This window comes from Pseudomonas sp. L13, assembly GCF_009935965.1.
Taxonomy (GTDB): Bacteria; Pseudomonadota; Gammaproteobacteria; order Pseudomonadales; family Pseudomonadaceae; genus Aquipseudomonas; species Aquipseudomonas lactis.
The window spans coordinates 114,011-140,224 of sequence record NZ_QODJ01000002.1 but is presented as its reverse complement, the minus strand read 5'-3'; the positions used below and the strand labels follow the sequence as shown (position 1 = coordinate 140,224).

22 protein-coding genes are annotated in these 26,214 nt (G+C 60.2%); 11 read left to right on the top strand and 11 right to left on the bottom strand.

Annotated features, from left to right (window positions below; genetic code table 11):
• The first annotated feature begins 330 nt into the window (after window positions 1-330).
• Window positions 331-1,707, top strand: a complete 1,377-nt coding sequence (locus tag DK871_RS02325; RefSeq protein WP_161903848.1) for an L-serine ammonia-lyase — start codon at window positions 331-333, stop codon at window positions 1,705-1,707.
• 494 nt (window positions 1,708-2,201) lie between these two features.
• The gene (locus DK871_RS02320; protein ID WP_003194907.1) at window positions 2,202-3,305 is read left to right on the top strand and encodes a GlxA family transcriptional regulator; all 1,104 of its coding nucleotides are present in this window, start codon (window positions 2,202-2,204) and stop codon (window positions 3,303-3,305) included.
• An 87-nt stretch (window positions 3,306-3,392) separates the two neighbouring features.
• Here DK871_RS02320 and DK871_RS02315 read toward each other — a convergent pair whose 3' ends face one another.
• The 5 genes from DK871_RS02315 to choX form a co-directional block, all read right to left on the bottom strand.
• The gene (locus DK871_RS02315; RefSeq protein ID WP_032894934.1) at window positions 3,393-3,656 is read right to left on the bottom strand and encodes a hypothetical protein; all 264 of its coding nucleotides are present in this window, start codon (window positions 3,654-3,656) and stop codon (window positions 3,393-3,395) included.
• Window positions 3,657-3,880: 224 nt separating this feature from the next.
• Window positions 3,881-4,375, bottom strand: coding sequence for a thioesterase family protein (locus DK871_RS02310; protein WP_056782937.1), 495 nt, complete (start codon window positions 4,373-4,375; stop codon window positions 3,881-3,883).
• Between the two features lie 106 nt (window positions 4,376-4,481).
• Window positions 4,482-5,447: an L-carnitine dehydrogenase gene (locus tag DK871_RS02305; protein ID WP_161903847.1), complete on the bottom strand. Its 966-nt coding sequence runs from the start codon at window positions 5,445-5,447 to the stop codon at window positions 4,482-4,484.
• Window positions 5,448-5,588: 141 nt separating this feature from the next.
• Window positions 5,589-6,476: a 3-keto-5-aminohexanoate cleavage protein gene (locus DK871_RS02300; protein WP_161903846.1), complete on the bottom strand. Its 888-nt coding sequence runs from the start codon at window positions 6,474-6,476 to the stop codon at window positions 5,589-5,591.
• A gap of 73 nt (window positions 6,477-6,549) precedes the next feature.
• Window positions 6,550-7,494, bottom strand: coding sequence for a choline ABC transporter substrate-binding protein (gene choX, locus DK871_RS02295; protein ID WP_161903845.1), 945 nt, complete (start codon window positions 7,492-7,494; stop codon window positions 6,550-6,552).
• 195 nt (window positions 7,495-7,689) lie between these two features.
• Between choX and DK871_RS02290 the strand changes: the two genes are divergently transcribed.
• Window positions 7,690-8,634: a GlxA family transcriptional regulator gene (locus DK871_RS02290; RefSeq protein ID WP_161903844.1), complete on the top strand. Its 945-nt coding sequence runs from the start codon at window positions 7,690-7,692 to the stop codon at window positions 8,632-8,634.
• A gap of 131 nt (window positions 8,635-8,765) precedes the next feature.
• Here DK871_RS02290 and DK871_RS02285 read toward each other — a convergent pair whose 3' ends face one another.
• The 3 genes from DK871_RS02285 to DK871_RS02275 all read right to left on the bottom strand — a co-directional run bounded on the left by DK871_RS02285 (window position 8,766) and on the right by DK871_RS02275 (window position 10,335).
• Window positions 8,766-9,182 carry a DUF3010 family protein gene (locus DK871_RS02285; RefSeq protein ID WP_161903843.1) on the bottom strand — a complete coding sequence of 139 codons (417 nt, stop codon included), beginning with the start codon at window positions 9,180-9,182 and terminating at the stop codon, window positions 8,766-8,768.
• A gap of 40 nt (window positions 9,183-9,222) precedes the next feature.
• A complete protein-coding gene (locus DK871_RS02280) occupies window positions 9,223-9,837 on the bottom strand; it encodes a hypothetical protein (protein WP_161903842.1) in 615 nt (204 codons plus the stop codon).
• A 96-nt stretch (window positions 9,838-9,933) separates the two neighbouring features.
• A complete protein-coding gene (locus DK871_RS02275; protein ID WP_161903841.1) occupies window positions 9,934-10,335 on the bottom strand; it encodes a lysozyme inhibitor LprI family protein in 402 nt (133 codons plus the stop codon).
• A gap of 218 nt (window positions 10,336-10,553) precedes the next feature.
• Here DK871_RS02275 and DK871_RS02270 point away from each other — a divergent pair, with 218 nt between their 5' ends.
• The 6 genes from DK871_RS02270 (at window position 10,554) to DK871_RS02245 (ending at window position 18,335) form a co-directional block, all read left to right on the top strand.
• Window positions 10,554-11,531 (top strand): dipeptidase, encoded by a 978-nt coding sequence (locus DK871_RS02270; RefSeq protein WP_161903840.1) that lies wholly within the window; start codon window positions 10,554-10,556, stop codon window positions 11,529-11,531.
• A 78-nt stretch (window positions 11,532-11,609) separates the two neighbouring features.
• Window positions 11,610-12,140: a DUF5943 domain-containing protein gene (locus tag DK871_RS02265; protein ID WP_008083165.1), complete on the top strand. Its 531-nt coding sequence runs from the start codon at window positions 11,610-11,612 to the stop codon at window positions 12,138-12,140.
• Window positions 12,141-12,155: 15 nt separating this feature from the next.
• Window positions 12,156-14,216 (top strand): dimethylglycine demethylation protein DgcA, encoded by a 2,061-nt coding sequence (gene dgcA / locus DK871_RS02260; protein WP_161903839.1) that lies wholly within the window; start codon window positions 12,156-12,158, stop codon window positions 14,214-14,216.
• A 174-nt stretch (window positions 14,217-14,390) separates the two neighbouring features.
• On the top strand, window positions 14,391-16,334 hold the full coding sequence (gene dgcB / locus DK871_RS02255; protein WP_161903838.1) for a dimethylglycine demethylation protein DgcB: 1,944 nt from the start codon (window positions 14,391-14,393) through the stop codon (window positions 16,332-16,334).
• A complete protein-coding gene (locus tag DK871_RS02250; protein ID WP_161903837.1) occupies window positions 16,334-17,554 on the top strand; it encodes an electron transfer flavoprotein subunit alpha/FixB family protein in 1,221 nt (406 codons plus the stop codon). The genes dgcB and DK871_RS02250 overlap by 1 nt, the downstream gene beginning before the upstream one ends.
• Window positions 17,555-17,558: 4 nt before the next feature.
• The gene (locus DK871_RS02245) at window positions 17,559-18,335 is read left to right on the top strand and encodes an electron transfer flavoprotein subunit beta (RefSeq protein WP_164545343.1); all 777 of its coding nucleotides are present in this window, start codon (window positions 17,559-17,561) and stop codon (window positions 18,333-18,335) included.
• 801 nt (window positions 18,336-19,136) lie between these two features.
• On the opposite strand, the gene gbcA is transcribed toward DK871_RS02245, so the two are convergent.
• Window positions 19,137-20,432 (bottom strand): glycine-betaine demethylase subunit GbcA, encoded by a 1,296-nt coding sequence (gene gbcA / locus DK871_RS02240; protein WP_032894948.1) that lies wholly within the window; start codon window positions 20,430-20,432, stop codon window positions 19,137-19,139.
• 282 nt (window positions 20,433-20,714) lie between these two features.
• Between gbcA and gbcB the strand changes: the two genes are divergently transcribed.
• Window positions 20,715-21,815 carry a glycine-betaine demethylase subunit GbcB gene (gene gbcB, locus DK871_RS02235; RefSeq protein ID WP_161903836.1) on the top strand — a complete coding sequence of 367 codons (1,101 nt, stop codon included), beginning with the start codon at window positions 20,715-20,717 and terminating at the stop codon, window positions 21,813-21,815.
• Between the two features lie 3 nt (window positions 21,816-21,818).
• Here the strand turns inward: gbcB and DK871_RS02230 are convergent, their stop codons facing one another.
• On the bottom strand, window positions 21,819-22,634 hold the full coding sequence (locus DK871_RS02230) for a nitrilase-related carbon-nitrogen hydrolase (RefSeq protein WP_161903835.1): 816 nt from the start codon (window positions 22,632-22,634) through the stop codon (window positions 21,819-21,821).
• Window positions 22,631-24,067, bottom strand: coding sequence for a cytosine permease (locus DK871_RS02225; RefSeq protein WP_161903915.1), 1,437 nt, complete (start codon window positions 24,065-24,067; stop codon window positions 22,631-22,633). Before DK871_RS02225 ends, DK871_RS02230 begins: the two co-directional genes overlap by 4 nt.
• A gap of 281 nt (window positions 24,068-24,348) precedes the next feature.
• On the opposite strand from DK871_RS02225, the gene DK871_RS02220 reads away from it, so the two are divergent.
• Window positions 24,349-26,166, top strand: coding sequence for an FAD-dependent oxidoreductase (locus DK871_RS02220; protein ID WP_161903914.1), 1,818 nt, complete (start codon window positions 24,349-24,351; stop codon window positions 26,164-26,166).
• Window positions 26,167-26,214: the final 48 nt, after the last annotated feature.

Sequence of the window (26,214 nt, the reverse complement as noted above, 5' to 3'; positions counted from 1 at the left end):
GGTGCCTTGCAAACGAGTCGAGACTGATCATGTACCAGTGAAAATCTGACGCCTACAGGGGGCGTCGTATCCAGTACAGGGAGGGTCGCATCCAGTACCGATGACGTCGCTTACAGGTTTTTCCGAAGGTAAAACTGCTGTTTTTACCCTTCTGCACCGCAAAAAACGGCCAAAACTGGCGTTCGCACGCGAGCGCCGCTGGTGAGCATGAGTGCGTCGGTGTGAGACGCCGTGATGACGAATAAAAGCTTGATGATGCCGCCATCTGGGCGATCTGAGCGTAGCACCTCGTTCAAGCCCGGCCCGTGCTTATCGAGGAGTTTCACGTTAATGGCTATCAGCGTTTTCGACCTGTTCAAGATCGGCATCGGGCCTTCGAGTTCGCACACCGTGGGGCCCATGCGCGCCGCAGCGTTGTTTGTTCAAGGGTTGCGTGAACGCGGGTGGCTGGAACAGGTGCAGCGTGTCGAAGTGCAACTGTACGGCTCGCTGTCGGCCACCGGCATCGGTCATGGCAGCGACACCGCCACCATCATGGGCCTGATGGGCGAATGGCCGGACGCAATCGACCCCACGCAAATTGGCGCCCGCATTCACACCTTGCGCGAAACCGACACGCTGCTGCTGGACGGGCGTTTGCCGGTGCCGTTTGTGTGGGCGCGGGACATGCGCCTGCTCGATGAGAACCTGCCGTTTCATCCCAATGCCATGACCCTGGTGGTATTCGGCGAAAACGGCGAGTTGCACCGCGACACCTATTACTCGGTGGGCGGCGGTTTCGTGGTGGATGAAGCCCAGGCCCAAAGCGGTGTGGCGGACATGGACCGCACCGAGCTGCCCTATGACTTTTCCAGTGCCGTGGAGCTGCTGCAGCTGTGCAAGACCCACAACCTGCGCGTTGCCGAACTGATGCTGGCGAATGAAAAAACCTGGCGCAGCGAAGAAGAAATTCGTAGCGGCCTGATGAACCTCTGGCGCGCCATGCAAGATTGCGTGGAGCAGGGCCTCAAGCACGAGGGTATTCTGCCCGGCGGCTTGAACGTGCGCCGTCGCGCTGCCAAGTTGCACCGCAGCTTGCAGGAGCTGAACAAGCCCAATGTGATCGGCTCGACCTTGAGCGCCATGGAATGGGTCAACCTGTTCGCCCTGGCGGTCAACGAAGAAAACGCCGCCGGTGGGCGCATGGTCACGGCGCCTACCAATGGCGCGGCGGGGATCATCCCGGCGGTGTTGCACTACTTTATGAAGTTCAGTGAAGAAGTCACCGAAGCCAACGTGGTCGACTATCTGCTGGGCGCGGCAGCGGTGGGCATCCTGTGTAAAAAGAATGCCTCGATCTCGGGGGCCGAAGTCGGTTGCCAGGGCGAGGTCGGTTCCGCATGTGCGATGGCCGCAGCCGGGTTGGCGGAGATTCTCGGCGCCACGCCGGAGCAACTGTGCAACGCCGCCGAAATCGGTTTGGAACATAACCTTGGCCTGACCTGCGACCCGGTGGGCGGTTTGGTGCAAGTGCCGTGTATCGAGCGCAATGCGATCGCGGCGGTGAAGGCGATCAACGCGGCGCAAATGGCGCTGCGTGGCGATGGCCAGCACTTCATCTCGTTGGACCGGGTGATCCGCACCATGCGTGATACCGGGGCCGATATGCATGACAAGTACAAAGAGACATCGCGGGGTGGGTTGGCGGTGAGTGCGGTTGAATGTTGAGTCATTGATATTGCTATCGCAGGCAAGCCAGCTCCCACAGGGGAACGCATTCCAAAGGTGGGAGCCGGGCTTGCCCGCGATTGCTATCGTGCAGATACAATTGCTCACAAAGTGAACACCCTCAGCCAAAATCGCCACCTTTTAGCGCGTCGCAAATAGATAAGTAGCTTCCGAACGATTCCTACACGATCACACGCCTGATGTGCTTTGGGTGACAGACTTCTCCTACGCCCGCAAAGCGCCTTCCCACAAGTGCTACCGATCTGCTCACACCCCTTGAACCCCGCCCGTTAGGCGTCATATCCCGCGCTTCACGTGCGGGCTTGTATAGACGCATCAACAGGTCGTTTTCAGGAGTTCTTGAATAGCCATTCAATTTTAGGCATGGCATTTGCTCTATCAATTACAAAGCCTCTCCTTTCCAGGACGAGCGCAATAACAAGAGCCTCGCCTGAGGCCACCACCTGCTTTGTGTGATGTGAGGAGATACTGCGATGACGTCGACCAACTCCGGGGCCCAACCCCAGAACCGTGCGCCTCAATCCATCGGCTTTTTGCTGCTGGACAATTTCACGCTGATTTCCCTGGCGTCAGCCGTGGAGCCACTGCGCATGGCCAACCAGCTGTCCGGCCGCGAGCTGTATCGCTGGACAACCCTGAGTGTCGACGGCAACCAGGTGTGGGCCAGCGATGGCCTGCAAATCACCCCCGATGCCTCCATGCACAAAGCCCCCGTCCTGGACACGGTCATCGTGTGCGGCGGCGTGGGTATCCAGCGCACCGTCACCCGTGAACATGTGTCGTGGCTGCAAAGCCAGGCGCGCCAGTCTCGCCGCCTTGGCGCGGTGTGCACCGGCAGCTGGGCCCTGGCCTGCGCCGGCTTGCTCGACGGCTTTGATTGCAGCGTGCACTGGGAATGCCTGGCGTCGATGCAGGAAGCCTTCCCGCGGGTGGCCATGAGCACGCGCCTGTTCACCCTCGACCGCAACCGCTTCACCAGCTCCGGCGGCACCGCGCCCCTGGACATGATGCTGCACCTGATCAGCCGCGACCACGGCCGTGAATTGTCGGCCGCCATCTCCGAGATGTTCGTGTACGAACGCATCCGCAACGAACAGGATCACCAGCGTGTGCCGCTCAAGCACATGCTCGGCACCAACCAGCCGAAGCTGCAGGAAATCGTCGCGCTGATGGAAGCCAACCTCGAAGAGCCGATCGACCTGGACGAACTGGCGGTGTATGTCGCCGTGTCGCGCCGGCAGTTGGAGCGGCTGTTCCAGAAATACCTGCACTGCTCGCCGTCGCGCTACTACCTCAAGCTGCGCCTGATCCGCGCACGGCAACTGCTCAAGCAGACGCCGATGTCGATCATCGAAGTTGCCTCGGTGTGCGGGTTTGTGTCTACGCCGCACTTTTCCAAGTGCTACCGCGAGTACTTCGGCATTCCGCCACGGGATGAACGCGTAGGTTCCAACACCACCCAGCAAGTGGCGATGATGCCGATTCCGCCGGCACTGGTGTTGTCCCCATTGTCGGGGCCGATGTCGGCCTTGAGCCAGGCGCGCAACGAGTCGACGTTTGCCAGCGTAAGGCTCTAGAGCGAGTCGTCTGCATCGCAGGCAAGCCAGCTCCCACCTTGGAATGCGTTCCCCTGTGGGAGCTGGCTTGCCTGCGATAGCGGTATTTCAGGCGCCAGAGCTTTGTTTGAACTGCATCAGCGCAGGCAACAACTGCTTGTCGATCGCCTGCCTCACCGCCGGCAAAATCGTCGCGCTGCCGCTGTACATCTTTTCCACCATGCCCTTGAGCGCCTTGGCCCGCGCTTCGCTCAAGCCGCGCACCGCACATTCACACGCCTGCTCGGCGGTAGCGCCGCTGGACACTTCAAAACCCAGCGAGCGCAGTTGGCCCAGCAGGTCATCCTGGTCAATCAAATCCGCGTGCATCATGACGGTCATCCTGGTGTAGGGAGCGGGAATTGACTTGGATTCTGGTAGGCCCCAGGACTGGCGGCAAGGGCAGAATCCACCGATGGCTCGCATGGCTATGAACAGGTCGTTTTCGGGGTACTTGACCTGGCCCGTAACGGGCACACTGAACCCAGGCACGCAGCTTGAAGGTTTGGTCACCCTCGAAATGCACGGCTCACACAAAGCACTCTGCCCCGATCCCGTCACGGCTGGATCGGGGCTTTTTTTTGCGCGGGCAGCCCGATCACCCGGCCGAGTAGGGCCGGCCGGGGTAGGGCGGCGTGCTCCTGGCTGAGGGCAATGAGTTTTTCCAGGGTCGCGCCGGCAAACGGCGCCGACTGCGGCCCGGCCAGATCGACATGCAACAGCATCTGTTCGTTACCCGCCAACTCGCGTGCTTCGCCCACAAGGTGCAGGCTGTGATAGAGGTGCAGGCGTTTGGCGTCGTGGGCAATCAATTGGGTATGCACCTCAACCTCGGCGCCGAGCTTTACCTCGTGCAGGTAGTTCAGGTGCAGCTCCAGGGTGAACAACGAGTGGCCGCTGGCTTCGCGGTTTTCGCTGTCCAGCCCCAGGGTGTCCATCAGCGCATCGGTGGCGTAGCTGAAGATCAGCAGGTAGAACGCGTCACGCAGATGGCCGTTGTAGTCGACCCAGTCCGGCAGGATTTTGGTGGTGTAGGTGGTCAGTGCGGGCATGGTATGAATCCCAATTCGGTATGCGGTCAAATGTGGGAGCTGGCTTGCCTGCGATAGCAATGGAGAGGCCAACACCGCCATCGCAGGCAAGCCAGCTCCTACAGGGTTATTCGGCGAAGTTCATGCCGTGCTTGGCTTTGGTTGCTTTTACGGCTTCCAGCACCGCCAGCAGGCAATCATCACGATAGCGCTCCAGCGCCGAAATGCTGTGGTTACCCAACTGCTCGGCGGTGCCATCGACCACATCACCAATCAGTTTTTCAGTCAGTTCAGGTGCCGGCAGGTAAGTCCACGGCAACTGCAGCGCCGGGCCGAACTGGGCCATGAAGTGGCGCATACCCGCATCGCCACCCGCCAGGGTGTAAGTGAGGAAGGTGCCCATGAACGACCAGCGCAACCCGGCACCAAAACGAATGGCATCGTCGATTTCGCCGGTGGTCGCCACGCCGTCATTGACCAGGTGCAGGGCCTCTCGCCACAGCGCTTCCAGCAGGCGGTCCGCAATAAACCCCGGCACTTCCTTGCGCACATGCAGCGGGCGCATGCCCAGGGATTCATACACCTTGATCGCTGCCTGGATCGCCTCAGGCGCGGTGTTTTTGCCGCCCACCACTTCTACCAGTGGCAACAGGTAGACCGGGTTGAAGGGGTGGCCGACCACGCAGCGTTCCGGGTGGGTGGAGCCCTCATAGAATTCGCTGGGCAACAGCCCGGAGGTGCTCGAACCAATCAAGGCATTGGGCTTGGCCGCGGCGCTGATCTGGCTGTGCAGTTGCAGCTTGAGCTCCAGGCGTTCAGGGGCGCTTTCCTGGATGAAGTCGGCGTCTTTTACGCAGTCTTCGATGGTAGTGACAAAGCGCAAGCGGTCTTGGGAGGCTCCGGGTGCGAGGCCCTGTTGCTCAAGGGCGGCCCAGGCGTTGGCGACGCGTTTGCGCAGGGCTGCCTCGGCACCGGGCGCCGGGTCCCAGGCGACTACATTCAGGCCATGGGCAAGGGCACGGGACACCCAACCGCTGCCGATGACGCCACTGCCCAACGCGGCGAAGGTTTTGATTTCGGTGATAAAGCGCATGGCATATTCCTAAGTGTTTGATGATCCTTTGTGGGAGCCGGGCTTGCCCGCGATGGCGGCATTCCGGGCTACAAAGATGTGCTGGATTTACTGGCCTCATCGCGGGCAAGCCCGCTCCCACAGGGTTGTGTGGTGTCTGTGTTAGCCGCGTTGGGTCAGGCCCATCTTGATGCGGCCTTCGGCTGGGGTCAGGACCCGTGCGCCTAACCGGCTGAGGATTTCACTGGCGCGTTCCACCAACTGGCCATTGGTGGCGAGCACGCCCTTGTCCAGCCAAAGGTTGTCCTCCAGGCCCACCCGTACGTTGCCGCCGAGCAGCGCTGCTTGTGCGGCCATCGGCATTTGCATGCGACCAATGCCGAAGCCGGCCCACACCGCGTTGGCGGGCAGGTTGTCGACCATGGCTTTCATGGTGGTGGTATCGGCCGGTGCGCCCCAGGGAATGCCCAGGCACAGTTGGAACAGCGGGTTATCGAGCAACCCTTCCTTGATCATCTGCTTGGCGAACCACAGGTGGCCGGTGTCGAAGATTTCCAGCTCGGCCTTTACGCCCAGCTCCTGGATACGTTTGGCGCCGGCCCGCAGCTGCGCCGGGGTGGACACGTAAATGGTGTCGCCATCGCCGAAGTTCAGCGTGCCGCAGTCCAGGGTGCAGATCTCCGGCAGCAGTTCTTCAACGTGGGCCAGGCGGGTCAGCGGGCCGACCAGGTCGGTATTGGGCCCGAACTCCATGGGATTCTCGCCGCCACCGATCTCCAGGTCGCCGCCCATGCCGGCGGTGAGGTTGACGATGATGTCGATGTCGGCCTCGCGGATGCGCTCCATCACTTCACGGTACAGGGCTACATCGCGGCTGAATTTGCCGGTTTGCGGGTCGCGTACGTGGCAGTGCACCACGGTGGCGCCGGCCTTGGCGGCCTCTACCGCGGCGGCGGCGATTTGTTTGGGCGTGACCGGCACGTGTGGGCTTCGGGCGGTCGTGTCGCCAGCACCGGTGAGTGCGCAGGTGATGATGACGTCGTGGTTCATGAGGCGGTTCCTTACAGGCGTGGTGGTGCCGTTCGCGGGCGCAAGTGGCCGCGAAACGGTGGTTCGCAAAACGTTATTTGCTGGTCAGTTGCAGGTTGGTCGCGGCGGGTTTGCCGTCGAAAGTGGTGACGCCATCTAGCCAGCGCTGCCGGTCTTGAGGGTGATCCTTGAGCCACTGTCGTGCGGATTCCATAGCGTCCTTATGGTCCAGCAGCGGTTGCATCATCCGGCTCTCGTCGGCGGCGGTGAACGTCAGATTGGTCAGCAACTTATGCACATTGGGGCACTGGTCGGCGTAGGCCGGCGCGGTCACGGTCCACACGGTGGCCATGCCTTCGTTCGGGCCCAGGGCGCCTTCGCTGCCGGTGAGGTAAGTCATCGCCACATTGACGTTCATCGGGTGCGGCGCCCAACCAAAGAACACCACGGCTTCCTTGCGGCGCACGGCACGGTCCACGGCTGCCAACATGCCGGCTTCGCTGGACTCCACCAACTGGAACTTGCCCAGGCCGAACTGGTTCTTGGCGATCATCGCCTTGATCTGCGTATTGGCCCCCGAGCCCGGCTCGATGCCATAAATCTTGCCGCCCAGCTCTTTCTCGAACCTGGCGATGTCGGCGAAGGTTTTCAGGCCCTTGTCGGCCAGGTAAGTCGGCACTGCGAGGGTGGCGCGGGCGTCTTGCAGGCTGGCTTTGTCGAGGACCTTGACTTGCTTGGCGTCGACGAACGGCGTGATGGTCTGTGTCATCAGCGGGTTCCAGTAGCCAAGAAACAGGTCCAGGCGCTGGTCGCGGATGCCGGCAAAGATGATTTGCTGAGAGGCGCTGGTTTGTTTGGTCTTGTAGCCGAGGCCATCGAGCAGCACCTGGGCCATGGCGCTGGTGGCGATGACGTCGGTCCAGTTGACCACGCCCATGCGCACGTTCTGGCAAGCAGGGGCATCCGCTGCCATGACAGGGGTGCTCAAAATAGCGCTGGCGCTGAGTGCAAGTACGCAGCGGCTGATCAGTCGGTTCATGGGTATAGCCCTCGGCAGGTCGTTATTGTGGGTGCCGGCGTCTTGGTGCGCCGTGGGATCACGTTACGCAGCTTGGCGCCCCGCAAAGCGCACGGCGGCGACTCGCTCTTGCACTGCAGCGACCTGTGCTCTTGAATGGCCGGTTGAACTGGCGTATCACAGTGACCACGCTGCCCGTCCGACGAGAGCGCCACCATGTCCCAGGATGTCTATTTTTTGCTGATGCCGGGCTTCTCGGCCCTCGGTTTTATCTCCGCGCTGGAACCGTTGCGCGTGGCCAACCGCTTTCGCGGCGAGCTGTACCGCTGGCACATCTTGAGTGCCGATGGCGGCGCAGTGCTGGCGAGCAACGGCATGTCGGTCAACGCCGACGCCGCCCTCGAACCATTGAAAAAAGGCGCGACCTTACTGGTGGTGGCCGGCTTCGAACCCCTGCAGTTCGCCACGCCCGCCCTGGAGCATTGGCTACGCCGCCTCGACCATGACGGCGTGACCCTCGGCGCCATCGACACCGGCGCCTGCGTGTTGGCCGAGGCGGGCCTGCTCGACGGCCACCGCCTGACCTTGCACTGGGAAGCCATCGACGCCTTCAAGGAAGCCTATCCGCACCTGAGTGTGACCCAGGAACTGTTCGAAATCGACCGGCGCCGCATCACCTGCGCCGGCGGCACTGCCTCCATCGACCTGATGCTCGACCTCATCGCCCAGGCCCACGGCCCGGAGCTGGCTATCCAGGTTTCCGAGCAATTCGTACTAAGCCGCATCCGCCCGCGCAAAGACCACCAGCGCATGCAGATCGCCACGCGCTACGGCATCAACAACAAGAAGCTGGTGCACGTGATCGGCGAAATGGAACAGCACACCGAACCGCCCCTGAGCACCTTGGCCCTGGCCGAAACGGTCAAAGTCACCCGACGCCAACTGGAGCGGCTGTTTCGCCTACATCTGAACGATACCCCCAGTAATTTCTACCTGGGCCTGCGCCTGGAAAAAGCCCGAAAACTGCTGCGCCAGAGCGACATGAGCGTGCTGGAGGTGAGTATTGCGTGTGGGTTTGAGTCACCGTCGTATTTCACCCGCAGTTATCGGGCAAGGTTTGCCAAATGCCCGCGGGAGGATCGGCGACGGGAGGTGGTTTGATCGTTTTTTAGTCAATTATAGTGGGGGCTATAATTTATAGTCGTTTCCATAATTGGGTATAAAACTCGTTTAATGGCGGTGCGATAACACCGTCATCGCACCGCCCCACCCACATTGAGTTGTGGTGTAGCTTACTTTTTCAGCAGCGCCGAGCATGCCGCCTTGTAGGCTTCATGCTGGTACTTGTTCAGCGTCGCGGGCAGATCAAAGGTGTGCTTCTTGTTCTGTGCATTGATGGTCTGCGGCGACAGCAGCGTCACTTCCACCCCCTCCAGTAGTTGAAACACCCCTTCAATCTTGAACGTCGTCGGGCCGCCGGCGAACTCGCCTTTTTTGCTGCGCTTCTTGATGGCGATGCGAGTGATGCCGTTGGCTTGAACGAACGCCTTTACCTGAGCGGCAAAGGCTTTGACGTTGGCCGCTTCATCGTCATCGTCGAGGGCGATTTTCTTGGTGGCCAGGGCGACGTGGGTCAGCGCCTGGTTGTCCAGGGAGGCGACGGCGATGATGGCTTCGCTGCCTTTGATTTCGATGCCGCAAGTTTGCATAAAATTCTCCGTCAGCGTTGGCAAGGCTTGATGATTTGAATTACTTGGCCGGACGCATGAGGTCGCCAAGTTCAAATAGCCTTTTTACTGTTTCACTCATGGGCTGCATTTGAGCGATTTCAAGTTGCAACTTTAACAAACTGGCTTTCTTGATTTCTTCGTCAAGCTCATTCAAGCGCTCACCGGGGATTTGGACTTTTTTGCGCCAGCAACTGATGCCGAAAACCGTCAAGCACGCGGCAATGACAATATATATAAGGCCAGCGACCAAAGAGAATGTTTCTCGGGCTTGGACGAAATCGAATACGAGATCGAGTGTATCGGGTGTTCTTGCCTTGTAGCCGACATCTATTTCTGTCTGAACCTTCAACGCGTTAGTCAAGAATTCCAGATCGTTATTCAACTTGTCTGACAGATGCGCAATCAAATCCTTTTTCGGTTCGAGGTTCTTGATCGCGGTGATGCGGTTTCTAAATTGTTGTTGATTCTGCTGGCTTGAAAAATGGTAGAGCGAATCATCTGTTTCACGCTCTGTCCGGTAATCCAGGTAAGCCAGCGCAAAGATTACAAACAGCGCCCCGCCCAGCATCAATAGGCCGGAAATAGCGAAGAATTTGTATAGATTGTCGGTGGGTGGGGTAGGAAACCATTGCATGGTGATAACTCATCCTTGAGAGATGGAAACGAAGTCATTTCCGAGACGTCAGAAGGTGCTCGTGGTTGGTTTAGTCAGCTAATCGGGCTTAATGAATCACTCCTGCCCAATCGACTCCAAAAACTCCGACCGCTCATCACTCATCCGCGCCAGGCAGTCGTTGTGCGCAATGGCATAGGCCTTAGTGCCGGTCACTGCCGGGAAGGTGTCCACTGCACAATCGGCATCCCGCAGTTTCTCCCATTTTTGCTGGGCATCCTTCAGACGGGCGGTAATGTCCGCCAGTTTGGTCTTGTCGCTGCCGTAGGTCGAACCCATGCGCTCCAGCAACCCCTCATAGTTATCTTTGAGCAATTGCTCGGCCGTGGTTTTGTTGTAGGTGGCGCATTCCAGGGTTTGCTGGTCGTTCTCGATGCCGTCGCACGGCGTGCTGCCGGTGTCTTCGGCCGCGTGGGCGGTGGTTGCGATGAGTGCCAAAGCCAGGAAAATCGATTTCATTGCGCCGTCTCATATCAGGTGATGAGGAATTCTGGCTCAAGCGTAAGACAAAGAACAGCCGACCGTGGGGCCTGTCTTCGCAGCCTTTGTCGTGGATTGACGCTTTCGGCAATTCCCCTGTCGTTTTTGCACCCGGCTCCGTCGGTGCCTGGGCATATGCTGGCCCCAAAGCGCCGGCAGACGATTCGGCGCATGAATCGCCAATAAGGGGACGCCTGATGAGCCCAGCCGAGTTGCACGCCGACAGCATCGTTATCGACGGTCTGATTATTGCCAAGTGGAACCGCGACCTGTTCGAAGACATGCGCAAAGGTGGCCTCACCGCCGCCAATTGCACGGTGTCGGTGTGGGAAGGCTTCCAGGCCACGATCAATAATATCGTTGCCAGCCAGACCCTGATCCGCGAAAACAGCGACCTGGTGATCCCGGTGAAAACCACCGCCGACATCCGCCGCGCCAAGGAGCTGGGCAAGACTGGCATCATCTTCGGTTTTCAGAATGCCCATGCCTTTGAGGACCAGCTCGGCTATGTCGAGATCTTCAAGCAGCTCGGCGTGGGCGTGGTGCAGATGTGCTACAACACCCAGAACCTGGTGGGCACCGGTTGCTATGAGCGCGATGGCGGCCTGTCGGGTTTCGGGCGTGAGATCGTCGCCGAGATGAACCGCGTCGGCATCATGTGCGACCTGTCCCACGTGGGCTCCAAGACCAGCGAAGAGGTCATCCTCGAATCGAAAAAGCCGGTGTGCTATTCCCACTGTCTGCCGTCCGGGCTTAAAGAGCACCCGCGCAACAAGTCCGATGAAGAGCTGAAGTTCATCGCCGACCATGGCGGTTTTGTCGGTGTGACCATGTTCGCGCCGTTTTTGGCCAAGGGCATCGACTCGACCATCGACGACTATGCCGAAGCCATCGAATACACCATGAACATCGTCGGCGAAGACGCTATCGGCATCGGCACCGACTTCACCCAGGGCCATGGCCAGGATTTCTTCGAAATGCTCACCCATGACAAGGGTTACGCCCGCCGTCTGACCAGCTTCGGCAAGATCATCAACCCGCTGGGCATCCGCACCGTGGGCGAGTTCCCCAACCTCACCGAGACCCTGCTCAAGCGCGGCCACAGCGAGCACGTGGTGCGCAAGATCATGGGCGAGAACTGGGTCAACGTCTTGAAAGACGTCTGGGGCGAATAAGCCACTGCTCGCTTAATCCTTCACCCGCCGCCATCCGTGCGGCGGGCATCAAAACGAATTTTCTGGAGTTAAGTTTCCATGGCCAAGATCGCCCCGCAATTGCCAATCGAAGTCGACAGCGAAACCGGTGTCTGGACCTCCGACGCCCTGCCGATGCTGTACGTACCACGCCATTTCTTCGTCAACAACCACATGGGCATCGAAGAAGTGCTGGGCGCTGAGGCCTACGCCGAGATCCTCTACAAGGCCGGCTACAAATCCGCCTGGCACTGGTGTGAAAAAGAAGCTGAATGCCACGGCCTGGAAGGCGTCGCGGTGTTCGAACATTACATGAAACGCCTGTCGCAACGCGGCTGGGGCCTGTTCAAGATCCAGGACATCGACCTGGATAAAGGCACCGCCAGCGTCAAGCTGGAACACTCGGCATTCGTCTACGTGTACGGCAAGGTCGGCCGCAAGGTGGACTACATGTTCACCGGCTGGTTTGCCGGCGCCATGGACCAGATTCTTGAGGCCCGTGGCAGCAAGATCCGCACTGTCGCCGAACAAGTCTACGGAGGCTCCGAAGAGGGCCATGACGACGGCCTGTTCACCGTCAAACCGTTGTAAGCCGAGGACCGTGCCATGGCTTTCGAAGCAATGTTTGCGCCGATCCAGATCGGCAAACTGACTATCCGCAACCGTGTGCTCAGCACTGCTCACGCCGAGGTGTATGCCACCGACGGCGGCATGACCACCGACCGCTATGTGAAGTATTACGAAGAGAAAGCCAAGGGCGGTATTGGCCTGGCGATCTGCGGTGGCTCCTCCGTGGTGGCCATCGACAGCCCGCAGGAATGGTGGGCGTCGGTGAACCTGTCCACCGACCGCATCATCCCGCACTTCCAGAACTTGGCCGATGCCATGCACAAGCATGGCGCCAAGATCATGATCCAGATTACCCACATGGGCCGTCGCTCGCGTTGGGACGGCTTCAACTGGCCGACCCTGATGTCGCCGTCCGGCGTGCGTGAGCCGGTGCACCGTGCCACCTGCAAGACCATCGAGCCGGAAGAGATCTGGCGTGTGATTGGCAACTACGCCCAGGCTGCGCGCCGGGCCAAGGCTGGTGGCCTGGACGGGGTGGAATTGTCGGCCGTGCACCAGCACATGATCGACCAATTCTGGAGCCCGCGGGTCAACAAGCGTACCGATGAGTGGGGCGGCAGCTTCGAGGGCCGCATGAAGTTCGGCCTGGAAGTGTTGAAGGCCGTGCGTGCCGAAGTGGGTGACGACTTCTGTGTGGGCATGCGCCTGTGCGGTGACGAGTTCCACCCGGACGGCTTGTCCCACGAGGACATGAAGCAAATCGCCAAGTATTACGACGACACCGGCATGCTCGATTTCATCGGCGTGGTGGGCTCGGGTTGCGACACCCACAACACCCTGGCCAACGTCATCCCGAACATGAGCTACCCGCCGGAGCCATTCCTGCATTTGGCGGCCGGTATCAAGGAAGTGGTCAAGGTCCCGGTGCTGCACGCGCAGAATATCAAGGACCCGAACCAGGCCACGCGCATTCTGGAAGGCGGTTATGTGGACATGGTCGGCATGACCCGTGCGCACATCGCCGACCCGCACCTGATCGCCAAGATCAAGATGGGCCAGATCGACCAGATCAAGCAGTGCGTGGGCGCCAACTACTGCATCGACCGCCAGTACCAGGGCCTGGATGTGCTGTGCATCCAGAACGCCGCGACCTCCCGTGAATACATGGGCGTGCCGCACATCATCGAGAAGTCCACCGGGCCCAAGCGCAAGGTGGTTGTGGTGGGCGCCGGCCCGGCCGGGATGGAAGCCGCGCGCGTGGCGGCTGAACGTGGCCACGACGTGACGCTGTTCGAGAAAAAAGAGTTTATCGGCGGGCAAATCACCACCGCGTCGAAAGCGCCGCAGCGTGACCAGATCGCCGGTATCACCCGTTGGTATCAACTGGAACTGGCGCGTTTGAAAGTCGACCTGCGCCTGGGTGTTGCAGCCGATGCCGAGACCATCCTGGACGTGCGTCCGGACGTGGTGGTGCTGGCGGTGGGCGGTCACCCGAATATCGAGCAAAACGAACATTGGGGCGCCGCTGAAGGCTTGGTGGTGAGCAGTTGGGACGTGCTCGACGGCAAGGTGCTGCCTGGCAAGAACGTGCTGGTGTACGACACCATCTGTGAGTTCACCGGGATGTCGGTGGCCGACTTCCTGGCCGACAAAGGCAGCCAGGTGGAAATCGTCACCGACGATATCAAGCCGGGCGTAGCCATCGGCGGTACATCGTTCCCCACGTACTACCGCAGCATGTACCCCAAGGAAGTGATCATGACCGGCGACATGATGCTGGAAAAGGTCTACCGCGAGGGCGACAAGCTGGTGGCTGTGCTGGAGAACGAATACACCGGCGCCAAAGAGGAGCGGGTGGTCGACCAGGTGGTGGTGGAGAACGGCGTGCGTCCGGACGAGGCCATTTACTACGGGCTCAAGGAAGGCTCACGCAACAAGGGCCAGATCGACGTTGAAGCCTTGTTTGCGATCAAGCCGCAGCCATGCCTGAGCGAGGCGGGCGAGGGGTACTTGCTGTTCCGCATTGGTGACTGTGTGGCCCAGCGCAATACCCACGCCGCCATCTATGACGCCCTGCGCTTGTGCAAGGATTTCTAAGCCGAAAGTGGACCCGGTCTTAATGTGGGAGCTGACCAGTGTGGGAGTCGGGCTTGCCCGCGATGCAGGCGACTCGGTCTTGAGTGAGACCGAGTCGATGCCATCGCAGGCAAGCCAGCTCCCACATTGATCCGGCTTCCATGCAAGACCTGTGTGGTCTGTGGGAGCTTCACCATGTTGAATACCTTGCTGCCTATTCTTTTGTTTGCCGCCCTGGGCCTTGCCGTCCTCGGCGCCCTGCGCCGGGTGAACATGTGGCGCCGTGGCCGCGCATCCAAAGTCGACCTGCTCGGTGGCCTTATGGCCATGCCCAAGCGCTACATGGTCGACCTGCACCACGTGGTCGCCCGTGACAAATACATCGCCAACACCCACGTTGCGACGGCGCTGGGCTTTGTGCTGTCGGCGCTGCTGGCGATTGTGGTGCACGGCTTCGGCCTGCAGAGCCGCATTCTTGGCTATGCACTGCTGCTGGCGTCGACATTGATGTTTGTCGGCGCGATCTTCATGTACCTGCGCCGCCGCAATCCGCCTGCCCGCCTGTCCAAAGGCCCGTGGATGCGCCTGCCCAAAAGCCTGATGGCGTTCTCGGTGAGCTTCTTCCTGGTGACCTTGCCGGTGGCCGGGATTCTGCCCGCCGACTTCGGCGGCTGGCTGCTCGCGGCATTGCTGAGCGTGGGCGTGTTGTGGGGCGTGTCCGAAATGTTTTTCGGCATGACCTGGGGCGGGCCGATGAAACACGCCTTCGCAGGTGCCCTGCACCTGGCATGGCACCGCCGCGCCGAACGCTTTGGCGGTGGCCGCTCCACCGGGTTGAAACCGTTGGACCTGAGCGATAAAACCGCGCCGCTGGGCGTGGAAAAACCCAAGGACTTCACTTGGAACCAACTGCTCGGCTTCGACGCCTGCGTGCAGTGCGGCAAGTGCGAAGCGGCGTGCCCGGCGTTTGCCGCCGGCCAGCCACTGAACCCGAAAAAACTCATCCAGGACATGGTGGTCGGCCTGGCCGGTGGCACCGATGCCAAGTTCGCCGGCAGCCCTTACCCCGGCAAACCGGTGGGCGAACACGGCGGCAACCCGCACCAGCCGATCGTCAACGGCCTGGTGGACGCCGAGACCCTGTGGTCGTGCACCACCTGTCGCGCTTGCGTGGAAGAGTGCCCGATGATGATCGAGCACGTAGACGCCATCGTCGACATGCGTCGCCACCTCACCCTGGAGAAAGGCGCCACGCCGAACAAGGGCGCCGAAGTCCTGGAAAACCTGATCGCTACCGACAACCCCGGCGGTTTCGCACCCGGTGGTCGTCTGAACTGGGCGGCAGACCTGAACTTGCCGTTGCTCAGCGACAAAGGCAGTTGCGATGTGCTGTTCTGGGTCGGCGATGGCGCCTTCGACATGCGTAACCAACGTACCCTGCGCGCCTTCGTCAAAGTGCTCAAGGCCGCCAAGGTCGACTTCGCCGTGCTTGGCCTGGAAGAACGCGACAGCGGTGACGTGGCGCGGCGCCTGGGCGATGAGGCGACATTCCAGCTGCTGGCCACGCGCAATATTCAGACCCTGGCCAAGTACAGCTTCAAGCGCATCGTCACCTGCGATCCGCACAGCTTCCATGTGTTGAAAAACGAATACGGCGCCTTCAACGGCAACTACCGGGTGCAGCACCACAGCACCTTCATGGCCGAGCTGATTGGCGAGGGCGCGCTGAACCTGGGCCAGCACAAAGGCAACAGCGTGACCTACCACGACCCCTGCTACCTGGGCCGCTACAACGGTGAATACGAGGCGCCGCGCCAAGTGCTGCGGGCTTTGGGTATCGAGGTCAAGGAAATGCAACGCTCGGGCTTCCGTTCACGCTGCTGCGGTGGCGGTGGCGGTGCGCCGATCACTGACATCCCCGGCAAGCAACGTATCCCCGATATGCGCATGGACGACATCCGCGAGACCGGCGCCGAACTGGTGGCCGTGGGTTGCCCGCAATGCACCGCGATGCTGGAAGGCGTGGTCGAACCGCGCCCGTTGATCAAAGACATCGCCGAGCTGGTAGCCGACGCGTTGCTTGAAGACGCCGCGCCAGCCAAAGCCCCCCTCAAGCGTGAACCTGCGGAGGTGCACTGATGAGCGACATTATCCGCCGCGACCCACGGGCCGAATGGATCGCCCGTAACCGCCTGCACCCGCTGCACGCGGCGATGCAGCCGGTGCAACACAGTTGGATGGGGCCCAACGGCGTCATTCGCAAAAACGTGCATGGTGTCGGTTTTATCGGCCCCAACGGCATCAAGCGCATCGACCGCAGCGGTGCCCAGCAGGGCGGCGCGGCCAAGCGTACCGCGGCAGTGCAAGTGCAATTGTCGCTGCATCAGGTGCCGGCTCCGGCGTTCTACATCAACGTGGTGCCGGACATGGTCGGCGGCCGCCTGAGCAGCCACGACCGCGACTTGCTTGGCCTGGCGCGCCAGTTGGCCGGCAGTGACGGCGCGGTGTTGGCGGTGGTGTTCGGTGAACACAAGGAAAGCGCCTTTGCCTCCGCCGGCGTCGACCGACTGCTGGTGCTGGAGGGGCATGAATTCGAAGGTTATGCACCGGAGCAACGCGTGCAGGGCCTGCGCGCTGTGGATAACCAATTCAGCCCGCGCCACTGGTTGCTGCCAGACAGCCGCAGCGGTGGTGGTGAGCTGGGGCGACGCTTTGCCGCCAGCCTCAAGGAACGCCCGGCGACGCGGGTGTGGCAGATCAAGGGCGAGGAATGCATGGGCCGTGCCGGTGCCGGCCAGGAAGATTTGGCGCGGCCGTTGCCCCGTCTGATCCTCGCCGCCGCCGAATGTGCCGATCCGGTCAGCGAAACCCGCCACGAAGTCTTGCCCGTGGAGTTATCCACAGGCCTGGCGCGCAGTCTGCCGCGTATCGAAGATCTCGGCGCGGTGGCGGTCGACCCGGCAGCGATTCCAATGGCCGAGGCCGAGTTCATTTTCTCCGGTGGCAACGGCGTGAAGGACTGGGCGCTGTTCCACCAGACCGCCGCGGCCCTGGGCGCCACCGAAGGCGCCTCGCGGGTGGCAGTGGACGATGGCTTCATGGCGCGTGATCGCCAGGTCGGCGCCAGCGGCACCTGGGTCACTGCGCGGGTGTACGTGGCCGTCGGGATTTCCGGGGCGATCCAGCACCTGCAAGGCATTGGTGCCTGCGACAAGGTGGTGGCGATCAACCTCGACCCCGGTTGCGACATGATCAAGCGTGCCGATTTGTCGGTGATCGGCGAAAGCGCCGCGATACTCAAAGCTTTGATCGCAGCGGTCGAAACCTACCGCAACGGTGCCAAGCGCGATGCAGCCTGAGGATATGACCATGACGAACACTGTATTCAGCCTGGTGTCCATCGGCGCTCACCCCACCTCCGGGCGTCCACGCCGCGCCGAGCAGGACGCGCGTGCGGTCGAGCTGGGGCTGCAACTGGCTGGGGATAAGTTGCAGGTGCTGCACGCCGGTGATGTCAGCGAGCCGACCCTGCGCAGCTACCTGGGCATGGGCCTGCCGCAACTGCAGGTACTCGAACAGCCGGCCGGCGCCGATGCGTTGCCGGTGCTCAGCGAGTATCTGCGCGACGCGGGGGCCCAAGTGGTACTGACCGGAAGCCAGGCAGAAACCGGTGAAGGTTCGGGGATGCTGCCGTTCCTGTTGGCCGAGCAGCTGGGCTGGCCGCTGATTGTGGGGCTGGCGCAGGTGGAGTCCATCGACGCCGGCGTAGCCCTGGTGCTGCAGGCGCTGCCTCGCGGCCAGCGGCGGCGCTTGAAGGTGCGCCTGCCGTTTCTCGCCACTGTGGATAACGCGGCGCCCAAGCCACGCCAAAGCGCCTACGGCCCGGCGCAACGAGGTGAGTTGGCGGCCCATGACGTCGAGATTGAACAGGATGAGTTATTCACAGGCGCACTGCTGCAACCGGCCAAGCCACGGCCCAAGCGCCTCAAGGTGATCAAGGCCAAGAGCGGCGCCGATCGCATGAAAGCCGCGACCGCCAAGGCCAGTGGCGGCGGTGGGCAGGTGCTCAAGGGCGTGAGCGCCGAAGAGGGCGCGCAAGCGATTCTCAAGCTTCTCGTAGAAGAGGGCGTCGTACGCTGATACCTGACCAGCACCAAACCTTGTGGGAGCTGGCTTGCCTGCTGCAATCGCGGGCAAGCCCGCACACATTTCCCTGCTTTATAGTGGGCTTACCCACAATGCCTGTTGATCCGCCTGTGGATAACCTGTTCGCGGGTGTCCACAAGCCCGGCGTTTCAAGCTCTGCAGCCCTCTGTACGAAAAATAACCAGCCTAACTTGCAGTTTTTGCTTGGGTTTTCCTGAGTTAAAGCCCCGAGTTGCCCCCAAAGTCTGTTGGCGCTTTTGTGGATAAGTTGTTCGCTATCCGCTCCAGGCCTTATGAACCGTGGCTTTGGCTGGTTTGGTTGATAATTGATCAAGTCTAACTTTTTCGCGTTTTAAACTACGGTATATCCCCGATTTATGTGGGTTTTAGAGGCTTTTCCACAGCCCGGACAAAGTTGCCCCCAAAGTCTGTTGGTGCATCTGTGGATAAGGTGTTCGCTTACCGCTGCAAGCCACGCCAGATAAGGCTTTTAGAGGTTTGATCAATAAATGAGCAGCATGAGCGGAAACCCGGAGGTTTGAATAAGTCACGGATTTTCTTGATTTAATTTGTGTGCACAGCGCACTTGCCCACAATTGCTGTGGGTGTCTCTGTGGATAAGTTGTTGAGTAAAGGCTGGAGGGCAGGGCCCTAGCGGCTTGCGCGAGAACTGATGTAGGAGCGAGCTCGCTCGCGAAAAACGTCAACGATAACGCGTGCTTCCTGAATAAACGCGGTGCCTGTGAGTTTTTCGCGAGCAAGCTCGCTCCTACATTGTGATCCATGGGGCGTCAGTTATTCGTGTGCAGCCACACCTTTGAGGTACGGCGCCGGAGCGGCGCCCAGGTTGCTCAGCATCCGCTCGCTGTACCAATCTACAAAATTCACCACGCCAAACTCATAGGTCTTGGAGTAAGGGCCAGGCTGGTAAGCGGTGGAGTTGATGCCGCGCTGGTTCTCTTCGGCCAGTCGGCGGTCCTGGTCGTTGGTGGCGTCCCACACCTGGCGCATGCGCTCCACGTCGTAGTCCACGCCTTCCACGGCGTCCTTGTGCACGATCCACTTGGTGGTGACCATGGTTTCCTGGGCGCTGATCGGCCACACGGTGAACACAATGATGTGATCGCCCATGCAGTGGTTCCAAGAGTGCGGCAGGTGCAGGATGCGCATCGAACCCAGGTCCGGATTCTTGATGCGGCCCATCAGCTTGGCGCAGCCTTGCTTGCCATCCAGGGTCATCGACACGGTGCCCTTGAGCAGCGGCATGCGCACGATGCGGTTACGCAGGCCGAAGCTGGCGTGGGCGTAAGGGATTTTTTCGGCATCCCAAGCGGCGGCAGAAGCGGCCACGTGGTCCTTGAATGCCTGATCGGCGCGCGGGTCGGTGACGTCGTCCCACTCCAGCAGGGTTTTCAGCAGTTCGGGGTGTGACGCGTTGCAGTGGTAGCACTCGCGGTTGTTTTCCAGCACCAGCTTCCAGTTGGCTTTTTCGAACAAGGTGGTCTGGATCGCCACCTTGGTGTTTTCCATGTCGTAGGGCTCCATGTAATGGCTGAGCGTCGACAGGAAGTCATCGATGGCCGGTGGGTTTTCGGCCAGGCTGATAAAGATGTAGCCGCCAGCGGTCTTCACGTTCACCGGCTTGAGGCCGTACTGCTTCATGTCGAAATCGGCGCCCATCTCGGTGCCGGCGAACAGCAGGCGGCCGTCCAGCTCGTAAGTCCACTGATGGTAATGGCACACAAGCTTGGCGACCTTGCCCTTGTCGCTAGTGCACAAGCGCGAGCCACGATGGCGGCAGACGTTGTGGAACGCATGCACCACGCCGTCGGCACCCCGGATCACGATGATCGGGTTCTTGCCCACTTGCAGGGTCAGGTAGTTGCCCTTGGTGGGGATTTCGCAGGTCATGCCGGCGATCAACCACTCTTTCTGGAAGATCTCCTGCATGTCGATATCGAACAGCCGCTCATCAGAGTAAAACGGCTGCGGCAGCGAAAAAGTGCGCTCGCGCTCTTGCAGCATTTGCGCGGTGGCCTTGCGTGCGGGTTCCAGCGGATCGCCCAAGCTTAAGGTTGCGGTGACGTCCATCGTGTGTGTCCTCATGGCCATTCTGTGTGGCCGGCGAATAGTGGCTACGGTTGGTGCTGTGCAAGGCGTAAAGAACGCGTCTTTGTTGGGAGCGAGTGTGGGCCCGGCGTCACGTCGAACCTTATCCATGGGCGACATGGCCCAATCTGATCCCGACGCGCAAGCCCCTGTCTTTGGGGGCTGGTCGCCGTAAGTATGTGAATGTCGCAGATAGGTAAATGGGTGGTTCTCGCGTTACGCAGAATCGCCACCATAAGGCCGACGTCGGCGGTGGAGAACAACATGTCCAATAATTTCCTGAATCCGGTAACCACCCAGACCTGGGCCAATGGTCGGCACATCGTCCGCTGCGTCAAAGTCATCCAGGAAACCTGGGATGTGCGCACCTTCTGCTTCATGGCCGATCAGCCGATCCTGTTCTTTTTCAAGCCGGGGCAATTCGTCACCCTGGAGCTGGAAATCGAAGGCCAGCCGATCATGCGCTCGTACACGATTTCCAGCTCACCGTCGGTGCCTTACAGCTTTTCGGTGACCATCAAGCGTGTGCCGGGCGGCCGGGTTTCCAATTGGCTGCACGACACTTTGCACGAAGGCCAGGAACTGGCGGTACACGGCCCGGTCGGGCTGTTCAATGCCATCGACTTCCCGAGCCCTAAAGTGCTGTACCTCAGCGGTGGTGTCGGCATCACGCCGGTGATGTCCATGGCGCGCTGGTTCTACGACACCAACGCCAACGTCGACATGACCTTTATCCACAGCGCCCGCTCGCCCAAGGACATCATCTATCACCGCGAGCTGGAGCACATGGCGTCGCGGATCGACAACTTCAGCCTGCACCTGATTTGCGAAAAACACGGCCTGGGCGAACCCTGGGCCGGGTATCGCGGCTACCTGAACCACAAGATGCTGGAGCTGATGGTGCCGGACTTCCTGGAGCGCGAAGTGTTCTGCTGCGGCCCTACGCCGTACATGAACGCAGTGAAGCGTTTGCTGGAGGTCGCCGGTTTCGACATGACCCGTTATCACGAAGAATCCTTTGGTGCGACGCCACCCGAAGCCCGTGCCGATGCGGTGGAGCAGGCCGAGCAAGCGGCGGATGCGCCGGAAGTCGACCTTGCAGATCTGCATCAAGTGGAATTTATCGCGTCGGGCAAGAGTATTCGCGTGGCACCGGGGGAAACGGTGCACGCCGCTGCCGCCAAGCTCGGCCTGCTGATCCCCAAGGCCTGCGGCATGGGCATCTGCGGTACGTGCAAGGTGATGAAGCTGGGGGGCGAGGTCGAGATGGAGCACAACGGCGGGATTACCGAAGAGGACGAAGCCGAAGGCTACATTCTGTCGTGCTGCAGTGTGCCGAAGGGTGATGTGCGCATTGAGTTCTGAAGGTCAGTACAAGCTGGGTCGGCGGTCCTGGTGAACGTGGTTGTGGTCGCTGATTGACTTGTGGCTGGCCTGGGCCAGTGGCAGGTCGGCGACTAACTGCTGTTCCTGCGGGTGGTAGGCTGCTCCGGCCAGCGGGTAGCCATCGGCGTCGACGATGACTGAGCCGCCCACCCAATTGACGCCACGTTCTTCGCCATAACGGTCGCATGCAGCGATGAACATGCGGTTGACTGCGGCGTTCGCCTGAACCCGTACGATCTCTGCCGGCCGCTCACCCACGGGGCGCGGGCCGTCGGGCCAGTTCACCGGCGCGCAGAGCAGGTCGGCCTGCGCCAGCGCTGCCAGGCGTACCCACTCGGGCAGTTCCAGGTCATAGCAGATCATCATGCCGATGCGTCCGACGGCGGTGTCGACCACCGGAGGTGGAGCTTCACCGGGGGTGAAGATCAGTTTTTCGCGGTCCCATAGGTGGGCCTTGCGATATACCGTCACCCGTCCGAAGGGTTCGATCATCGCGGCACTGTTGGCAACCCTGCCTGCGCTCAAGCGCTCGCAGAACCCTGCGACGATGATGATTCCCAGCTCATGTGCCAGGCTTTTCCACAGGCAAAGGGTCTGCCCGTCGAGTGTCTCTGAAGCAGCATAGGCTTCCTCCTGGTCCGTGAACGTGTAACCGCTCTGGACCAGTTCCGGCAGCACGATCACTTGGGTGTTGAGCTTGGCTGCGGCGCGAATCGCGTGCTCGGCCAGCACCCGGTTATAAGCGGTGTCGCCGATACGCGGCGCCAATTGATGGCAAACGACGCGTAGCAGTGTCATGGCAAGTTCCCTTCCAACGCTCGCTCACTGGTTTTTACGGCGCGCGCTTCGGCGGCGTGGTCAAGGCTGCGGCTCATCGCGCAGTACACCCCTGCCGAAATCGCGAGGCCGACGACGAACGCAATATCGGCACCGCCCAGCATCACGCTGATCGGCCCTTGATAAAAACCCAGCGACATAAACGGAACCATCGCCGCCAGGCCGAGGAAATAGGCAATGAGACCGGCACGCGACCAGCGGCCATAAATACCGGCTGGGTTAAAAATATCGCTGATCGCATAGCGCCCTTTTCGTACTGCGTAGAAATCCGCCAGGTTCACCGCCGTCCAGGGCACCAGGAAATAGAGCATCAGCAGGACGAAGGTGTTGAAACTGCTCAGGTAGCTTTCGGGGATGCTCAGGGCAATCACAAAAATGATGACGGCTACCAGGCTGATTCCGACGATTCGGCTTTTGATCCGTGGTTTGATCGGTACAAAGCCGTCAATGGCACTGATCCCGGTGAGCATCGCGCCATAGCAGTTGACCGCCATGATGCCGACCAGCGCGGGGACTGCGACCAGCACGGTAAAGGTGCCAAAACCCGGAAGCAATTGGTTGCCCACGGCCTGCACGCTGCCGATGGCATCGGGTGAGGGCAGCGCCGAAGCGAGAAAGGCTCCCAGCGACATCAGCCACAGCGCGGAGCCGGCAGCGCCCAGGTACGTCCAGGTAATGACACTGCGCGACGGCGTGTTATGGGGCAGGTAGCGCGAGTAGTCCGAGACGTAGACGGCGTAGCTGATCTGGTAGCCCGCCGCGGCTGACAGCTGAATCAGAAACGCCGACCAGGAAAAATGAGCGTCGACCACCGCCGTGTCGGCCTGCAAGGTCGTCACGGCAGCCACCGTGAGGACCGCGAACACACTGATCATCACGTAGGTCAGCCAGCGTTGCACGGTGTGCAACAGGTCATGGCCGATCACGGCGATCACCACGGCCAGGACGATCATCAAGGCATACCACGGTGTCCGATTGCCGGGCAGCACGGTATTGATGGCGTCGGTGGCGAGAATCACATTGAACACGTTAAAACCGATGTACACGAAGATCACCGCGATAAAGGGCACGATTGCCCCGCGCAAGCCGAATTGCGCTCGCGACTGAATCATCTGCGGCAAGCCCATGCGCGGCCCCTGGTTGGCGTGGAAGGCCATGGCAAACGTGCCCAGGCACACGCCGATGACAATCGCCAGGATGGCGTAGACCAGGCTCAACCCCAAGGCAGCGCCGGTAAACCCGGTGACCATGGTGGTGAGTACGAAGTTGCCGGTGAACCAGAACGGCGCCTGATGCCAGACCTTGCCGTGGCGTTCATTGCGCGGCACATAGTCAATGGAACGGGTTTCTATTTTCAGCGCGGGACGGGGAGCTGCCGCTTGGTCGCAGGGCATAGTCATAGGTTCACGATCTGTTTTTATTGAGTGATCGATGAAGAGTCTTACAAGCAAATGTACGATTGAATCGGTATTTGCAAATAATCACTTCAGGAATCTCTGAACTGACTGCGCAAAACCTTGCGGAGGTGAGGTTTGGCTGATAACGGGCTGTCTTATTTCCAAGCGATATAGAGCCAATTCCTACAATCTTCTACGCTGATGACCGAACGCGTCGTTGTCGCCCTTCGTCATAGAGCAGTAGGTGGACGTCCTTTATCCAGCCAAGGATGCTCGACATGTCTGCTATCCCTTCTCGTAGCAAAGGCGCTGCGCGCTTACTGACCAATGATGTCACCGCGCTTATCCCCGATTTCCCTTTTCACTACGCCCGGTTCCTCAATCGGGCTGCCAGTAACGGGACGGCACTTGCGCAGGTTTCCAGCAGTGCCCACGGCAGCAAGGTATTGATCGTTGGGGCTGGCGTCGCCGGCCTTGTCGCGGCTTATGAAGCCTTGCGCATGGGTTTGCATCCCGTGGTCGTGGAGGCCAGCCATCGCATGGGTGGGCGACTCTATTCCTATGTAGTGGGCGACCCACAAGCCCCGGCCAACAGTGTCATCTGTGAAATGGGGGCCATGCGTTTCCCCGTTTCCGGCAAGGCGCTGATGCACTATTTCGATAAGGTCGGCATGACCGCCAACTCGGCGGACTTTCCCAACCCAGGCTCGGCTGCAACCCCCAGTACGGTGGTCGACTATCAACAGAAACAGGTCTATTACGAAGGCAACAATTTGCCCGATGAATATCAGGACATCGAGCGTAAGTTGTTCGAGGTTTTCCTGGAACAGGCCCCGATCCATTTCACTGAAATGGAAGCGGCAATGTCCGAGGGCAGCCTTGACCAAGCGAAGATCAAGACGTTGTGGAATGCGATTCTGGATGCCGGTTGGGACAATCTCAGCTTTTTTGCCGCCATGGTGGAACAGGCCGGTTGGAGCCGGGAGGACATCGACCTGTTTGGCCAGATCGGTTTTGGTACGGGAGGGTGGAATACCGACTATCCGAACTGCTTTCTAGAGGTGTTACGGGTGTTGTACACAGGCCTGGATACCAACCACAAGTTGATGTACGACGGATCCACCGAACTGCCTCGTCGGCTATGGGCGCGTAGCCCGGATGCGATGGGCGACAGCATGGCCCACTGGCCTTCGGGCACTACCGTCGCCAGCCTGAGCGCTCAAGTCATTCCCCAGGTTTTCGGGCAGGAGGTACGGCAGATCATAAGGCGCCAAGACGGTGAGTTCGACGTCTACATCTTTGATCATAACCAGGGGGGCGAACGCCATTACACCTTCCCTGCCGTGATCTACACACCCCAGAAGCGGATTCTGGACAAATTTCGTTATATGAGCGGCACCGATCATTTCAACGCCATGAATAGCCTGCTGTCCGTCAAGGAATGGGAAGCGGTGATGTACACCCACTACATGCAGTCGGCCAAAATATTCGCCCAGACCAAGCGACCTTTCTGGACCGATATCGGGGTGGACCATCAGTACAAGATGAGCGTGACCTTGTCGGACCGGATTACCCGTGGCACTTACCTGTTGGATTACGCGGCGAGTCAAGGCGCCTACAAGGGCAGCGGAATGTTTTTGTCTTACACCTGGAACGACGACAGCCTCAAGTTCATGGGGGATCGCGCGACGCCGTTGCCTTCCCATGTTGCGCTATGTTCGACCTTGTTGGACTCGGTGTATGCCCACCATCAACTGGACCTTGCAGCGGAGTTCGGCATGACCGATCCCTTTGTCGAAATCAACTGGGAAGAGCAGCCGTTTTTTCTTTGTGCTTTCAAGATGAATCTGCCGGGGCAGTACGAATACCAGCGCCTGTTGTTTTCGCAGTTCATGAACGGTGTGCATAGCGGCAATCCAGATGGGTTCATTATTGCTGGGGATGACGTGTCTTTTACCGGCGGTTGGGCGGAGGGCGCGGTGACGACAGCCCTGAACGCGGTTAATAAACTGGCGGTAAGGTTCGGTGGCGACACGTTTGTTGATAACCGTGGCCCCATTGATGAGTGGGTGGCGCTTCAGCCAAAGGCATTGTAGGAGCGAGTTGAGGGCTGCTTCGGTACCGCGCCGGAGGTCATGAGGCTC

Coding starts and splice junctions, on each gene's coding strand:
- choX (WP_161903845.1), bottom strand. CDS start 7,494: ATGAACCGACTGATCAGCCGCTGCGTACTTGCACTCAGCGCCAGCGCT.
- DK871_RS02305 (WP_161903847.1), bottom strand. CDS start 5,447: ATGCGCTTTATCACCGAAATCAAAACCTTCGCCGCGTTGGGCAGTGGC.
- DK871_RS02250 (WP_161903837.1), top strand. CDS start 16,334: ATGAGCGACATTATCCGCCGCGACCCACGGGCCGAATGGATCGCCCGT.
- DK871_RS02270 (WP_161903840.1), top strand. CDS start 10,554: ATGAGCCCAGCCGAGTTGCACGCCGACAGCATCGTTATCGACGGTCTG.
- DK871_RS02245 (WP_164545343.1), top strand. CDS start 17,559: ATGACCATGACGAACACTGTATTCAGCCTGGTGTCCATCGGCGCTCAC.
- DK871_RS02290 (WP_161903844.1), top strand. CDS start 7,690: ATGTCCCAGGATGTCTATTTTTTGCTGATGCCGGGCTTCTCGGCCCTC.
- dgcB (WP_161903838.1), top strand. CDS start 14,391: ATGTTGAATACCTTGCTGCCTATTCTTTTGTTTGCCGCCCTGGGCCTT.
- DK871_RS02220 (WP_161903914.1), top strand. CDS start 24,349: ATGTCTGCTATCCCTTCTCGTAGCAAAGGCGCTGCGCGCTTACTGACC.
- dgcA (WP_161903839.1), top strand. CDS start 12,156: ATGGCTTTCGAAGCAATGTTTGCGCCGATCCAGATCGGCAAACTGACT.
- DK871_RS02230 (WP_161903835.1), bottom strand. CDS start 22,634: ATGACACTGCTACGCGTCGTTTGCCATCAATTGGCGCCGCGTATCGGC.
- DK871_RS02225 (WP_161903915.1), bottom strand. CDS start 24,067: ATGCCCTGCGACCAAGCGGCAGCTCCCCGTCCCGCGCTGAAAATAGAA.
- DK871_RS02315 (WP_032894934.1), bottom strand. CDS start 3,656: ATGATGCACGCGGATTTGATTGACCAGGATGACCTGCTGGGCCAACTG.
- gbcA (WP_032894948.1), bottom strand. CDS start 20,432: ATGGACGTCACCGCAACCTTAAGCTTGGGCGATCCGCTGGAACCCGCA.
- DK871_RS02275 (WP_161903841.1), bottom strand. CDS start 10,335: ATGAAATCGATTTTCCTGGCTTTGGCACTCATCGCAACCACCGCCCAC.
- DK871_RS02300 (WP_161903846.1), bottom strand. CDS start 6,476: ATGAACCACGACGTCATCATCACCTGCGCACTCACCGGTGCTGGCGAC.
- DK871_RS02285 (WP_161903843.1), bottom strand. CDS start 9,182: ATGCAAACTTGCGGCATCGAAATCAAAGGCAGCGAAGCCATCATCGCC.
- DK871_RS02325 (WP_161903848.1), top strand. CDS start 331: ATGGCTATCAGCGTTTTCGACCTGTTCAAGATCGGCATCGGGCCTTCG.
- DK871_RS02310 (WP_056782937.1), bottom strand. CDS start 4,375: ATGCCCGCACTGACCACCTACACCACCAAAATCCTGCCGGACTGGGTC.
- DK871_RS02265 (WP_008083165.1), top strand. CDS start 11,610: ATGGCCAAGATCGCCCCGCAATTGCCAATCGAAGTCGACAGCGAAACC.
- gbcB (WP_161903836.1), top strand. CDS start 20,715: ATGTCCAATAATTTCCTGAATCCGGTAACCACCCAGACCTGGGCCAAT.
- DK871_RS02280 (WP_161903842.1), bottom strand. CDS start 9,837: ATGCAATGGTTTCCTACCCCACCCACCGACAATCTATACAAATTCTTC.
- DK871_RS02320 (WP_003194907.1), top strand. CDS start 2,202: ATGACGTCGACCAACTCCGGGGCCCAACCCCAGAACCGTGCGCCTCAA.